The 13,988-nt window shown below is 74.7% G+C and carries 10 protein-coding genes; 3 read left to right on the forward strand and 7 right to left on the reverse strand.

Annotation, left to right across the window (positions count from 1 at the left end):
- The first annotated feature begins 64 nt into the window (after positions 1–64).
- Positions 65–640, forward strand: a complete 576-nt coding sequence (locus tag ACFWDO_RS09870) for a GNAT family N-acetyltransferase (protein WP_380346924.1) — start codon at positions 65–67, stop codon at positions 638–640.
- A gap of 28 nt (positions 641–668) precedes the next feature.
- On the opposite strand, the gene ACFWDO_RS09875 is transcribed toward ACFWDO_RS09870, so the two are convergent.
- Entirely contained in the window at positions 669–4,769 is a 4,101-nt protein-coding gene (locus ACFWDO_RS09875) for a phosphodiester glycosidase family protein (RefSeq protein ID WP_380324536.1), read from the reverse strand.
- A gap of 146 nt (positions 4,770–4,915) precedes the next feature.
- Here ACFWDO_RS09875 and ggt point away from each other — a divergent pair, with 146 nt between their 5' ends.
- Positions 4,916–6,775 (forward strand): gamma-glutamyltransferase, encoded by a 1,860-nt coding sequence (ggt, locus tag ACFWDO_RS09880; protein WP_380324539.1) that lies wholly within the window; start codon positions 4,916–4,918, stop codon positions 6,773–6,775.
- Between the two features lie 16 nt (positions 6,776–6,791).
- Here the strand turns inward: ggt and ACFWDO_RS09885 are convergent, their stop codons facing one another.
- Positions 6,792–7,430 (reverse strand): HAD family hydrolase, encoded by a 639-nt coding sequence (locus ACFWDO_RS09885; RefSeq protein ID WP_380324542.1) that lies wholly within the window; start codon positions 7,428–7,430, stop codon positions 6,792–6,794.
- Between the two features lie 5 nt (positions 7,431–7,435).
- Positions 7,436–10,291 carry an FAD-binding and (Fe-S)-binding domain-containing protein gene (locus tag ACFWDO_RS09890; RefSeq protein ID WP_380324545.1) on the reverse strand — a complete coding sequence of 952 codons (2,856 nt, stop codon included), beginning with the start codon at positions 10,289–10,291 and terminating at the stop codon, positions 7,436–7,438.
- 239 nt (positions 10,292–10,530) lie between these two features.
- Between ACFWDO_RS09890 and ACFWDO_RS09895 the strand changes: the two genes are divergently transcribed.
- Positions 10,531–11,112, forward strand: coding sequence for an AAA family ATPase (locus tag ACFWDO_RS09895; protein WP_380324548.1), 582 nt, complete (start codon positions 10,531–10,533; stop codon positions 11,110–11,112).
- Here the strand turns inward: ACFWDO_RS09895 and ACFWDO_RS09900 are convergent.
- The 4 genes from ACFWDO_RS09900 to gcvT form a co-directional block, all read right to left on the reverse strand.
- Positions 11,102–11,536, reverse strand: coding sequence for a (deoxy)nucleoside triphosphate pyrophosphohydrolase (locus tag ACFWDO_RS09900; RefSeq protein WP_380324551.1), 435 nt, complete (start codon positions 11,534–11,536; stop codon positions 11,102–11,104). The genes ACFWDO_RS09895 and ACFWDO_RS09900 overlap by 11 nt on opposite strands.
- A gap of 89 nt (positions 11,537–11,625) precedes the next feature.
- Positions 11,626–11,871, reverse strand: a complete 246-nt coding sequence (locus ACFWDO_RS09905) for a LuxR C-terminal-related transcriptional regulator (protein ID WP_380324554.1) — start codon at positions 11,869–11,871, stop codon at positions 11,626–11,628.
- A gap of 250 nt (positions 11,872–12,121) precedes the next feature.
- Positions 12,122–12,490, reverse strand: a complete 369-nt coding sequence (gcvH, locus tag ACFWDO_RS09910) for a glycine cleavage system protein GcvH (RefSeq protein WP_380327138.1) — start codon at positions 12,488–12,490, stop codon at positions 12,122–12,124.
- 199 nt (positions 12,491–12,689) lie between these two features.
- The gene (gene gcvT / locus ACFWDO_RS09915; RefSeq protein ID WP_380327135.1) at positions 12,690–13,856 is read right to left on the reverse strand and encodes a glycine cleavage system aminomethyltransferase GcvT; all 1,167 of its coding nucleotides are present in this window, start codon (positions 13,854–13,856) and stop codon (positions 12,690–12,692) included.
- Positions 13,857–13,988: the final 132 nt, after the last annotated feature.

A 13,988-nucleotide genomic window follows, 5' to 3' on the forward strand; every position in this document is an offset into this window, starting at 1 on the left:
CGTCACACGCCCCACCGCCGGCAACACCTTTGCCAGAGCCCCGCCACGCGTCTATCGTCCGGGGATGGGGTACGCGACGAAGCTCCTGACCACCGACACGTGGGACGACTTCGCGGCGCTGGTCGAGGCCCACCACGGGGTCTGGGGCGGCTGCTGGTGCATGGGGTTCCATCCGGAGGGCCTGAGCCGGGACAGCACGCCGGAGTGCAACCGCGCGGCCAAGCTGGCGCACACGCGCGCGGGGACCGTCCGGCAGGTCCTGGTCTACGACGGGGACGACTGTGTGGGCTGGTGCCAGTTCGGCACGCCCGCCGAGCTGCCGAACATCAAGAACCAGAAGGCCTACGAGCGCGACGCCACGGAGCTCCCGACCTGGCGCATCGGCTGCATCTTCACGGCGGGCAGGCACCGCGAGCGCGGGGTCGCCAGGACCGCCGTCGCCGCGGCCCTCGAGGAGATCGCCCGGGCCGGCGGCGGGACGGTCGAGGCGTACCCGGAGCAGACCGCGGAGCGGCCCCCGCAGCGCGGCTCCTACCTCCACACCGGCCCGGAGGAGCTGTACGAGCAGCTCGGCTTCGTCCGCGACCGGCGGATCGCGAAGTGGCGCTGGGTGATGCGCGCCGACGTCCCGGCCGCCTGAGCGGCGCCCGGGACGCCGGCGCGCGGCGTCACCGGACGCGCACCGTGAGCTCCTTGCTGCGCGTCTCGCCCGCCGCGTTGGTGAGCACCGCGACGTACCGGTGCGCGCCCGCGGCGCGGCCGGTGAGGACGGTCGTGGCCGACTGCGCCTCTCCCCCGGTCCCCGGCACGAGCTCCTGGCGGTCCACCTCGACGCCGTCCTCGTACAGGACGTAGCCGGTGGCCTGGGTGCCCCACCACTTGTGCATGGTGACGGCGTAGTCGCCGTCCCTGTCGCCGTTGTCGTGCGACAGGGTGGGCGTGCCCGGGTTCGCGTCCGTGACCCGCACCGTGTGGGCGCCGGCGCAGGGCGTGGTGCCGGCGACGTTGACCAGCTCGCACGTGTACTCGTACGCGCCGTTGGTCTTGCCGGTGACGGGGACGGCGACCCGCTGGGCGTCCGTCCCGCCGTGCGTCAGCTTCTCGGTGTGGATCAGCTCGCCGTCCTCGTAGAGCCGCATGCTGGTGGCGTTCTCGCCCCACCACAGGTCGACCAGGACGGAGTAGTCGCCGTCGCGCAGGCCGGTGTCCCAGCCGTTGTCGTCGCTGATCCGCGCCTGGCCGGGCGCCCCGGCGGGCACCAGCACCTCGCGGGTGCCGACGACGCCGTTCACCTCGACCTGCACGGTCGCGCGGCCCGGGGCGACGGCGGTCGCCTCGTGGGTGACCGGGTCGAGGGCGAGCACCGTGCCCGACGGCGCGTCGGCGACGGCCCCCACGAACACCCGGTCGCCGCCCCAGCGGGACGACACGGGCCACGCGACGGGCACCTCGCGGGTGCCGTCCTGCGTCAGCAGCGCGCTGACCTGGCCCGACGTGCCCACCGCGAGCTCCTCCGGCCCGCTCACCGCGACGCTCGCGGCGCGGGCGTTCACCTCCCAGGAGAACCAGCCGCCGGCGCCGGTGCCCCGCGCGGCCGGGTCGACGCCGATCATCGACCAGCCGGTGAACCCGCCGTCGGCGGGCGTGCTCGCCGGGCTCTTGCCGGAGTTGCCGTTGACGACGTACGGGATCCCGTCCTCGGTGCCCGCGTGGAAGACGCCCACGTGCGAGCCGACGGACGCGATCTGCTTGCCCGACGTCTCGCGGAAGTCCTCGAACCAGGCCCGCAGCGTCCGGGCCTCGACCCGGTCCTGGAGCTGGCTGGCCTTGGTGGGCAGCGGGTCGTCGAGCGGGTGGTGGAAGAGGGTCACGACGCCGGTGACGGCGTCGTCCGAGGCGGCGCCGTCGAGCGCGTCCCGCAGGGCACGCAGCTGCGCGAAGTCGCTGCCGAGCCGCCCGCTCGACGAGTCCAGCATCACGAGGCGGGTGGTGCCGCCGGCGGGGTCGCGCGGATCGGGGACGTCGACGACGTGCGTGCGCTCGCCGAACTCGTCCTCGAAGTTCTCGATCGAGCCGCCCATGACCTCGTGGTTGCCCGGCAGGTAGTACCAGGGGAAGTCGGCGTCGGCGAGGCCCTCGTCGAGCACCTCGCGGGCCAGGTCGAAGTCGGCGGGCGACGCCTCGTCCACCAGGTCGCCGTTGATCACCAGCAGGTCAGGGTCCTCGGCGACGATCTCCGCCAGCGCCTGCTTCGCGCCCTGCACCGCGCCGGAGCCCGGGTCGCGGGCGACGAACTGCGCGTCGGACAGGACGGCGACGCGCAGCGGCGCGTCGTCCGTGGCGCCCTCCGCCACGACCACCGGGTCCTCGACCCGCTCGGGCTCCGGGGCGTCGACGTCCGGCGGCACCAGCGCCCGCACGTCGGAGATGGTGAGCGCGCCCCGGTACTGCGCGGCCGCGCGCGTCTCCAGCACGCGCACCCGCTGCACGGTGAGCGGGTACGCGACGCCCTCCGGGACGGCGAACTCGACCTGGCGCCAGCCCTTCCACGACACGGTGGGTCCGTCGAGGTTGGTGACGACGCCGTCGCCCTGGCGCACCTGCAGGCGCAGCCACGCTCCCTGCTCGTCGCCGTCCACCCACATCGTGACCTTGCGCGGCTGGCCCGCGACGACGATCCCGCCGTCCGGCGCCACGGCATACTGGCCGCGGGTGGCGGTGGACTGCGTGAAGTCGTAGGTGAGCTTCAGCCCGGCCGCGCCGTCGTGCCCCGCGGCCGGGGCGACGGAGCCGCCCGGCGCCCGGTCGTGCGCGGACGTCCAGCGAGCGGCGTCCGCGAGGTCGGCGACGACGACGTCGTCGAGCGAGACCGCCACCGCGACCTCGACCTCCTCGTCCCCGACCGCCAGGGTGAAGCTCGCCGCGCCCGACGGCCGCAGCGCGCGGACCGTGAACGACCCGTCGGCCGCGGGCTCCAGCGCGGCCACGCCGTCGCCGCCCGTGACCTCGACGTCGCGCGCCTCCACCGGCGCGGAGTACCCGTCGGCGTCGTGCCCGACGACGGTGAGCGACGCCGTCGCGTGGTCGTCGGGGAGCGTCACCACGGGCTCGGGGACGGTGAGCCGCACCGGCTCGCCGAGCACGGTGAGATCCGCGGATCCCGTCGCCACGCCGTCGGACGCCGGGGCCGCGGCACGGACGGTCGTCGTGCCGGCCGCGACCCCGGTGACGACGCCCGCGCCGTCCTCACCGCGCGCGACCGTGGCCGCGGCGGCGTCGCTGGTCGTCCAGGAGTCCGGGCGGGTGTCGACGGGCGCGCGGGTCTCGTCGTAGCCGGCCGCCGTGAGCGTGCGGTGCAGGCCGGGGAAGACGCGCAGCGCGTCGGCCGCGGGGGCGTCACCGGTGGGGACGGCCGCGCGGACGTCGAACGCGTGCACCTGGCCCGAGCCCTCGGGGGTGAACAGGCCGAGGCCGTTGGCGTCCAGCCGCTCGGCGCCGTCGGACGGGCTGTTGAGCACGCTCGTGCCGGCGTCGCCGGGCAGGCGCGCGACCATCGCGCTGGAGCCACCGCCGTCGAGGTTGATCGCGTCGTCGGCGCCGAGCTGGGCGAGGAACCGGCCGAGCTCCGGCAGCGAGGCGCCGATGCTCTGCGCCTGCCGACCGTCGACGACGACGAGGTACGCCGTCGCGCCGTCCTCGCTGAGGCCCACCGCCGTGCGCGGGTGCCGCAGCGTCGCGAAGTCGCTGGTGGACGACGTGACCTCGCCGTCCTCGAGCAGCCAGTCGTCCGGGTCGCCGCCGATGGCGGTGCGGATCTCGCCGAGGTCCTCGCGCAGCCCGTAGGCGAGGGAGACCTCGTCGCCGGGCGCGAGCGCCTTGAGCGCGTCGGCCGCGGCCCCGGGGCGGGCGACGACGGCCCGCACGTCGGCGGGCAGGCGGCCCTGGCCGGGCGTGCCGACGGAGACGACGGTCCCCGTGGTGGCGCCGTCCGCGGTCCGGACCTGCACCTCGACGCCCTGCTCCCCCGCGGCCAGCGGGCGCGTGCGCGCCACGTCGCCCCAGGCGGCGTCGAAGACCGCGACTCCGCCGGCCGGGACGCCGGTGACGTTGAGGCCCGCGACGGGCAGCTCGCGCGCACCGTCGCCCGACCCGAACGAGACCGTGCCCTCCAGGAACAGCTCCGCGAGCCGCGCGACGCCGGACGAGTCGACCGTCAGGGCCTTCTCGCGCCCGGGCGTCGCGGACTTCACCAGGGCGCCGTCGTCCACCGCGGCGCCGAGGGCCGCTCCGGAGTTGTTGATGTCGAAGAAGTCGCCGTTGATCGCCGCGACGGCGCCGCGGTCGGCGGCCATCTCGCTCACGGTGGCGTTGCCGGCCACGGAGTCCGGGCCGAGATAGCCGAGCCGCGGCCCGCCGTCCTGCCCGAGGTGGGCGACGAGCACCTCGCCGCTCAGCCAGCCCGCGGCGGAGACCCGCGCGAACTCGGTGAGCTCGAGGCCGGGGGCGATCAGCCGCTCCGTGCGCTCGGTGACGATGGCCGCGCCGTCGTCGTCGAGCGGCAGGTCCGCGACGTCGTCGCTCAGGGCCGTGGCCGAGAGTGGGGCGAGGTCGGCGGTCGCGACCGGCAGGTCGGGGCCGGGCGACGGGTCGGCATCGAGGGGCGCCGCCGCGGCGGCGCCGGCGGGGACCGCCATCGCCAGGCCGAGCAGGACGCCGATCCCTGCCGGGACGGTCGCTGGGCGTCGGGCAGGGGGCAGAGCTCGGCTCATCGGATCCTCCGCTGGTCGGGCCGGGACGTGCGCCGTCGCAGCGTCCCGCGTCCAGGTTGCCATCAACTTTCATGATGTCAACAGGCAGGGAAACTTTGTGTCAGCTCGCCGCGCGACGGGCGGCGATGTCCGCCACTGTGGTGGGCATGGACCGACGACGTTCCGCTCCTCACCCTGCCCGCACCCGCGCGCTGGCCGCCCTCGGCGCCGCGGCGCTGGCCGCCACGACCGCCGTCGTCGGCACCACCGCCGCCACGACGACCGCGAGCGCCGACCCGCGCGACGACGTGAAGGTGCCCACCGCCGTCGGGTACGGCGGCGCGATCAGCACCGTGGACCCGGAGGCGAGCCGCGTGGGCCTGGACGTGCTGCGCAAGGGCGGCAACGCGGTGGACGCGGCCGTGGCGGCGGCCGCGGCGCTCGGGGTCACCGAGCCGTACAGCGCGGGGATCGGCGGCGGCGGCTACCTCGTCCACTACGACGCGCGCAGCGGCGAGGTGCACACGATCGACGGCCGGGAGACCGCCCCGGAGGACATGCCGACCGACGCGTTCATCGACCCGGGCACGGGCCGGCCGTACCCGTTCACGCCGGACCTGGTGACGAGCGGCGTCTCCGTCGGCACGCCCGGCACCCCTGCCACGTGGGCGACCGCGCTGGACGAGTGGGGCACGTGGTCCCTGAAGAAGGCGCTCAAGCCGGCGACCCAGCTGGCGCGGCGCGGGTTCGTCGTCGACCAGACGTTCCACGACCAGACGACGTCGAACGCCGCGCGGTTCGCCGCCTTCCCCGACACGGCCGCCCTGTACCTGCCGGGCGGAGCGCCGCCCGCCGTCGGCAGCGTGTTCCGCAACCGCGACCTCGCGGACACGTACGACCTGCTGGCACGGCAGGGCATGGAGGCGTTCTACACCGGCCCGCTCGCGGCGGAGATGGCGGACGTCGTGCAGCACCCGCGCACCGACCCCGACACCACCCTGCCGGTGCCGCCCGGGTACCTCGACGTCGACGACCTGGCGGGCTACGAGGCCCTCGTGCAGGCCCCGGCCGTCTCCGACTACCGCGACTACGACGTCTACGGCATGGCGCCGTCGTCCAGCGGCGGCTCCACCGTGGAGGAGGCGCTGAACATCCTCGAGACGTTCGACCTCGCGGGGATGGACGACGCCGCCTACCTGCACCACTACCTCGAGGCGAGCGCCCTGGCGTTCGCGGACCGCGGCGCCTACGTGGGCGACCCGGCGTTCGTCGACGTCCCCCTGGACACGCTGCTCTCGGACGACTTCGCCGCAGAGCGCGCCTGCCTCCTCGACCCCGAGCACGCCGCCGCGAAGCCCGTGGCCCCCGGCGACGTGCACGCCGACCAGCCGACCTGCGGCGAGACCGTGGCGCCCGCCGACTCCGACACGGAGAACGTCTCGACCACCAACCTCACCGTCGTGGACCGCTGGGGCAACGTGGTCGAGTACACGCTGACGATCGAGCAGACCGGCGGGTCGGGGATGCTCGTGCCGGGCCGCGGCTTCCTGCTCAACAACGAACTCACCGACTTCACCACGGTGTGGGCGCCCGACGACCCGAACCGCATCGAGCCGGGCAAGCGTCCCCGGTCGTCGATCGCGCCGACGATCGTGCTGCGCGACGGCGAGCCCGTCCTCGCGCTCGGCTCCCCCGGCGGCTCCACCATCATCACGACGGTGCTGCAGACCCTCACCACCCACCTCGACCGCGGCATGCCCATCGGCGACGCGCTCGCCGCGCCGCGCGCGTCCCAGCGCAACACCGCGGCCGTGACCGCCGAGCCCGAGTTCATCGCGGCCCACGGTCCTGCGCTCGAGGCGTACGGGCACACCCTGGTGCCGTCGGGAGACCAGTTCACGTCGGCCGCGGAGATCGGCGCCGCCACCGCCATCCAGATCGGCGACGACGGCCTGCTCACCGCCGTGTCGGAGCCCCGTCGCCGCGGCGGCGGCGCCGCGATGGTCGTGCACCCGGCGGCGCCGTAGCGAGCACGGCCGGTGGTCAGGCCGCGGCGACCAGGTCCGTCAGCTCGGCCAGGGTGGCGATGCGGTGGCTGGCGCCCGTGAAGTCCTGCGCCTGCGTGAAGTCGTGGTGGACGACGGCGCAGTCGATGCCGGCGGCGACGGCGGAGCGCAGGCCGCGGGCGGAGTCCTCCACGACCAGCGTCTCCTCCCTGGTGGCGCCGAACCGCGCCAGGCCGGTGAGGTAGGGCTCCGGATGCGGCTTGGCGCGGGTGTAGTCCTCGCGGACGAGGACGAACTCCATGTGCCGCAGGAGGTCGCGATGCTCGTGGATCAGGTCGAAGTCGGCCCGCCGCGCCGTCGTCACGACGGCCATGCGCACGTGCCGAGACAGCTCGTCGAGGACCTCGGCGACGCCGTCGATCTCGATGGGCTCGGTGCGCACGTACTCCTGGTAGTAGGCGTTGCGCGCCTCGCGTGCGCGGTCGATGGTCGCCTCGTCGACGCCCGCCGCCCGCGCCTGGGCCCAGGTGGCGTTGCCGGCGGCCATGTCGCGCAGGTACCGGTCCCGGTCCTGCGTGAAGCCGACGTCCGCGAGGGCCCGCTCGCCGGCCCGGTAGTACCAGGGCTCGGTGTCCACCAGCACGCCGTCGTGGTCGAAGAGGATGAACTTCTTCACCCTCGTCATCCTGCCGCGGACCGCGTCGCCGCCTCCAGCAGCTCCAGGACATGGACGTAGTCACGGCCGGTGGCGCGCGTCATCCCCATCTCGCACGTGCGGTTGTTGGACACGTACGCGTCCGCCCGGCCGCCGGCGAGCACCTCGGTCGCCTCGGCGTGCGTGGCGGCCGCCGTGAGCTCGGGGTGCAGCATCCCGCGGTCGCCCGCGAACCCGCAGCACCCCCACGCGGCGGGCACGACCGCCTCGTCGGCGACGGCGGCCGCGACGGCGCGCAGGTCGTCCACCGCGCCCAGGTGCACGGTGGCGCAGGTCGGGTGCACGACGACGCTGTCCTGCGTCGCGATCTCGACCCCGCGCTCCGCGAGCGCCGGCAGCACGTCGGTGCGCACGAACGTCACGGCGTCGACGATGCGCAGCCGCGCGAACCGCTCGGCATCCTCTCCGGCCAGGTGGTGCGGCGTCTCGACCAGCCCGTGCGTGCAGCTCGACGCGTCGCACACGACGGGCAGCTCGCCGCCGCGCGTCGCCGTCCACAGGGCGTCCAGCACCTGCCGCGCCATCCGCGCCGCGCCGTCGGGTAGGCCCTTGCTCACCCACGGCGTGCCGCAGCACAGCCCGCCGATTCCCTCCGGGACGGCGAGCCCGATCCCCGCCCGCTCGCACAGCGCGCGGAACGCGGCCTCGGCGCCCACCGCGCCCCCGCCGCCGGGAAGCCCGCCATCCGCGGGCGCGAACAGCTCCCCCATGCAGGACGCGAACAGCACCGCGCGCGGCGCGCCACCGTCCGCGGCCGCCAGGAAGTCCTCCTCGCGCTGGGGGCCGGGGCCGGGCAAGTCGGCGTCGACCCTCGGCACGACGTCCGTCCCGACGATGCCGCGCGCCACCTCCGACGCCGCCCGCACCACCGGGGTGGGCACCTTCTGCACCACGCCCAGCGCGCCGCGCAGCACGTCCACCACCGGACCCCAGCTGCCCGCGAGCGCCTCGCCGCCCTGCTGCACGAGGGCCGGGTTGGACCGCGCGCGGTGCCCCTTCATGACGACGCCCGTGTCGATGCCGACCGGGCACGCCTCGACGCACATCGAGTCCGCCGCGCAGGTCTGCACACCCCAGTACTCGTAGGCGCGCTGCAGCTCCGCCCGCTCCTCCGGCGGTGCCACGGCCAGCTCCTTGAGGAGGGCGATGCGTTGGCGGGGCGTCGTCGTGACGGTGCGCGACGGGCAGCCCGGCTCGCAGTAGCCGCACTCCACACAGCGGTCCACGAGGGCGGCGTCCTCCCCGCCGGCCGACGCCTCCACCTTGAGGTCGCGCAGGTGCTCGGACGGGTCGTCCGTGATGATCACGCCCGGGTTGAGCACGCCGCGCGGGTCGAACAGGCGCTTGATCTCGCGCATCACGGCGTACAGGTCGTCGCCGTACTGGCGGCGCACGAACGGCGCCATGATGCGGCCCGTGCCGTGCTCCGCCTTGAGGGAGCCGCCGTGGCCGAGGACCAGGTCGACGAGGTCGTCGCTGAAGGCCGCGTACCGGTCCAGCTCGGCGGCGTCGCCGAGCCGCGGCGTGATCATGAAGTGCAGGTTGCCGTCCTTCGCGTGCCCGAAGGTGACCGCGTCGTCGTACCCGTGGCGGGCGAACAGCCCGCCCAGGTCGCGGACCGTCGCGGTCAGGTCGGGGACGGGGACGACGACGTCCTCCAGCAGCGCCGTCGCCCCGGCCGGCCGCGCGCCCGCGACCGCCGTGTACAGGCCCTTGCGCACGCGCCACAGGCGCTCGCGGGTGGCGGGGTCGCTCGTGAGGGCGGCCGGCAGCTCGAGCGTGAGCCCGTCGACGACGGCGCGGGCGGCGTCCTGCAGGGGCGCGAGGCCGTCGTCGGTGGCGGCGCGGTACTCCACGAGCAGCGCCGTCTGGCCGGTGATGCCCGCGCCGCGGGCGAGCGCCCGCATCGACGGGTCGGCCTTCGGGTCCGCCGCCGCGACACGCAGGGACGCCGCGTCCATGAGCTCGATCGCCTCCGGCCCGGACGCGCCGAGCGGCACCAGGGCGTCCGTGGCCCGCTCCAGGGAGTCGAAGACGAGCAGCGTCGTCGCGACCCTCGTCAGCAGCGGCACGGTGCGGAACGTGACGTCCGCGACCCAGCCGAGCGTGCCCTCCGAGCCGATCATGAGGTGCTCGAGGATCCGCACCGGGTCGTCGTGGTCGAGCAGCGCGTTCACCGAGTAGCCCATGGTGTTCTTCATCGCGAACTGCCGCTGGACCTCCGCACGCATCGTCGCGCTGCCGCGCACCCGGTCGCGCAGCTCCGCGAGGCCTCGGTGCAGGTCGGGCTCCAGGGCAGCGAGCCGCGCGTCGGCGTCATGGGCGCCCGTGTCCACGACCGTGCCGCTCGCCAGCACCGCCGTCATCGACTCGACCGTGCGGTACGCCGTGCGGGTGGTGCCCGACGACATCCCCGACGAGTTGTTGGCGACCACTCCCCCGACCGTGCACGCGATCTCGCTCGCCGGGTCCGGCCCGAGGCGCCGGCCGTGCCGGGCGAGGTGCCCGTTCACCAGCCGCAGCGTCGCGCCCGGCTGGCAGCGCACCCGCTCGCCGCCGTCCAGCACCTCCACGCGCGTGAACCGAGTGCGCGTGTCGATGAGCATCCCCGCGCCCGACGCCTGCCCCGACAGGCTCGTGCCGCCCGAGCGGAACGTCACCGGCAGCCCGCGCCGGCTCGCCTCCCGCATCGCCGCGACCACGCCGTCGAGGTCGTGCGCGCGCGCCACCGCCTCCGGGCGCAGCAGGTAGTGCGACGCGTCGTGGGCGTGCGCCACCCGGCTGAGCAGGTCCGTGCGCAGCTCGAAGCCCGCGCCGTCCACGCTCGGTCGTGGGCCCGGTCGTGGGCTCTGTCGTGGGCTCTGTCGCGGGCGCCGCATGCCGCCGGTCGTGGGTCGTGCCGTCATCCCCGCACCTCCGTGGGCTTCCCGAGCCTCCGCTGCAACGATGCCTCGCGGTCCACGGCTCCGCCCCTTCGCGACGTCGGCACTTTTCTCGCTACCGTACTAGCGGCACGGCAAACTTCTTCATCCCGACGACGGACGCGCCGTAGTCTCTGCGCGTGCCCCGCGACGACTCCCCTCCCCCGCCGGCGACCCCGCGGCGCATCCTCATCGCCGGTACGTCGGGCGCGGGCAAGACGACGCTCGCCGGGCGCCTGACCGCCGCGCTCGACCTGCCGTACACCGAGCTCGACAGCCTGCACCACGGGCCCGCCTGGATCCCTCGGCCGGAGTTCGAGGACGACGTCCGCGCGATCGTCGCTCAGGACGCCTGGGTGAGCGAGTGGCAGTACGCCGTCGCCAAGCCGCTGCTCCTGGAGCGCGCGGAGCTGCTCGTGTGGCTCGACCGGCCCGTGCGCGTCGTCATGCGGCAGGTCGTGGGGCGCACGCTGCGCCGGCGACTCCGGCGCGTCGAGCTGTGGAACGGGAACCTCGAGCCGCCCCTGCGGACCCTGTTCACCGACGAGGACCACATCCTGCGGTGGGCCTGGCGCACCCGGCACAAGCTGCGCGGGCTGGACATGCGCCTCGCCGTCGAGGCGCCGCACGTGCGGGTCGTGCGGCTGCGCAGCCGCCGCGAGGTGGACGCGTGGTCCCACGGGATCGCCTCGCGCCCGACCCCCGGCCCGCCTACCGGCTGACGTCCGCCCCCTGGAGCGTGCCGGCCAGCGCGTGCACGATCGGCACGTCGCCGTCGAGCCAGTCGACGCCGAGCAGGTCGTCGTGACACAGCCAGCGCAGCTCGTCGTGCTCCACGAGGGGTGCGGGGTCGCCGTCGGTGACGACGGCGAACCACAGGCGCATCACGTGGCGCTCGGTGATGAACCAGCCGCCGTCGTCGGGACCGGTCACCTCGTGACCGAGCTCCACGCGCACGCCGAGCTCTTCCCGCAGCTCGCGGTGCAGCGCCTCGACGGGTGTCTCCCCCGGGTCGACCTTGCCGCCCGGGAACTCCCACCGCCCCACCAGGTGCGCCGGCCGGCTCCGCCGCGCCGCGAGCAGGCGGGCGGGGCGGTCGAGGTCGTCGACGATCGCGGCGGCGACCACGAGGCGGCGTGCAGTCATGACCCGAGTCTTTCATCCGGCCCCGGACGTGCGAGAGCCCCGCACCGACGACCTCCCCTGTCGTCGAGCGGGGCCCGCACCACTTCGCCTCAGCTCGCGCCGAGCCCGGAGCCGAGCCCAGCCTGTCGCGCCCATGCGACGGCCTCGGCCCGGCTGGAGACGCCGATCTTGCGGTACACGCTGCGAACCTGCGACTTCACCGTGTTCCGGGTGACGAACAGCTTGGTCGCGATCTGCTCGAGGGTGACGTCCTCGGACAGGTTGGACAGGACAACCCGCTCGCGACGCGTCAGCAGACGGTTCGTCACCGGGCCCGTGAGTTCGATCGTGCTCATCGTTCTTCCTCCTCGACGGCCGCCGACCGAAGGTCGACCAGGGGAAGCCGTCATGGATAAGGAAGGGAAGGCACGCCTGTCATGACGCGGGTTTTCTGCGGGTAGTTGCCGCCGGACGACGACGACGGCCGGCCGCGCCCTCCGACGGGGCGCGGCCGGCCGTGTTGCCGCAGGTCAGCGCGGTTATCCCAGGCAATCAACCCATTTCGGACCCGAATATCACGATTCGGTCACGAGATCTGGGAAAGCCTTAGCCCGCCTGGGCGGCATACTCGTCGGCCGTCAGCAGGGCCCCGCGGTCGGTCACGTCGACCTTGAAGAGCCAGCCCTCGCCGAACGGGTCGGCGTTCACCACGGCCGGGTCGTCCACCGCGGACTGGTTGACCTCCACCACCGTGCCGCTCACGGGCGAGTACAGCTCGGAGACCGACTTGGTGGACTCGATCTCGCCGACGACGGAGCCCGCCTCGATCGTCGCGCCCACCTCTGGCAGCTCGAGGTAGACGACGTCGCCCAGCGCGTCGGCGGCGACGGACGTGACGCCGACCGTGGCGGGGGACGCGTCGTCCACCCACTCGTGCTCGGCGGAGTACCGGAGGTTCTGCGGGAAGTCGGCCATGGGAGTGCTCCTTCGGGGGTCTTCAGCGTGGGGGGTCGGGATGGCGGTGCTCGTAGGGCTGCGGACGAGGACGATCGTCCTACGAGCGCTTGTGGGGCCCGTGGACGAGGACGATCGTCCTACGAGCGCTTGTGGGGCCCGTGGACGAGGACGATCGTCCTACGAGCGCTTGTGGGGCCCGTGGACGAGGACGATCGTCCTACGAGCGCTTGTAGAACGGCAGCCGGACGACGACGAACGGCTCGGCACGGCCGCGGACGTCGACGGCGAGCTCCGTCCCCTCGGCGGACACCTCGGGTGTCACGTACGCCATCGCGACGGGGTAGCCGAGCGTGGGCGACGGCGCGCCCGACGTCACGTGGCCGACGACGGCACCCACGGCCCCGTCGAGGCCGCGCTGCACGACGTCGTACCCGGCACGGGCCGGGCGACGGCCCTCGCCGCGCAGGCCGACGAGGACGCGGGCGGGCTCGCTCTGTGCGCGCGCGGCGAGCGCGGCGCGGCCGACGAACGGCAGCGGCTCGCCGTCCGCGCCCTTCTTGTCGAGCTTCACGACGCGGCCGAGGCCCGCCTCGTACGGCGTGGTGGTCTCGTCGAGCTCGTGCCCGTACAGCGGCATGCCGGCCTCGAGGCGCAGGGAGTCGCGCGCGGAGAGGCCGGCCGGGACCAGGCCCTGCCCCTCCCCCGCCGCGAGCAGCGCGCGCCACAGCTCGACAGCCTGCCCGGCGGGCACGAACAGCTCGAAGCCGTCCTCCCCCGTGTATCCGGTGCGGGCGACGAGCACCGCGATCCCCGCCACGGTGGCGGACGCGGAGGCGTAGTACTTCATGGTGCGGACCGTGTCGACGTCGTCCGCGATCGTGAGAGAGGCGACGATCTCCTCCGCCCGCGGGCCCTGCACGGCAACCAGCGCCGTCTCGGCCGACCGGTCGGTGACGGTCGTGTCGAACCCGGAGGCCCGCGTCACCAGCTCCGCCGCGACGCGCGGCGCGTTGCCGGCGTTCGCGACGACGAGGAAGTGCTCGTCCGCCAGGCGGTACACGATGAGGTCGTCGAGCACGGAACCGTCCTCGGCGCAGATCATCGAGTAGCGCGCCCGGCCGACGCCGATCGCGCTCGCGTTGCCCACGAGGGCGGCGTCGAGCGCCGCGCCGGAGCCCGGGCCCTCGAGGTGGATCTCCCCCATGTGCGACAGGTCGAACAGTCCCGCCGCCTCCCGCACCGCGCGGTGCTCCGCGAGGTCGGAGGTGTACCGCAGCGGCATCAGCCATCCGCCGAACCCGGTGAGGCTGGCGCCCAGCGCGACGTGCTCGTCGTGCAGCGGCGTGTGCTGGTCCTGCGTCGTGTCCTGCTGGTCCTCGGCCATCGAGGCTCCCTTCGGTGTGTCCCGGGTCGAGTGTTGTGTGGGGGGGGGTTGGGCCGGTTTGGGGGCCGCAGGGGGGCCCAAGCCCCCCCACAACGGGGAGGGGGGGGGGGGGGGGTGCGCGGGGGTGTACCA

It is taken from the genome of Isoptericola sp. NPDC060185 (genome assembly GCF_042728595.1).
Lineage (GTDB): Bacteria > Actinomycetota > Actinomycetes > Actinomycetales > Cellulomonadaceae > Isoptericola.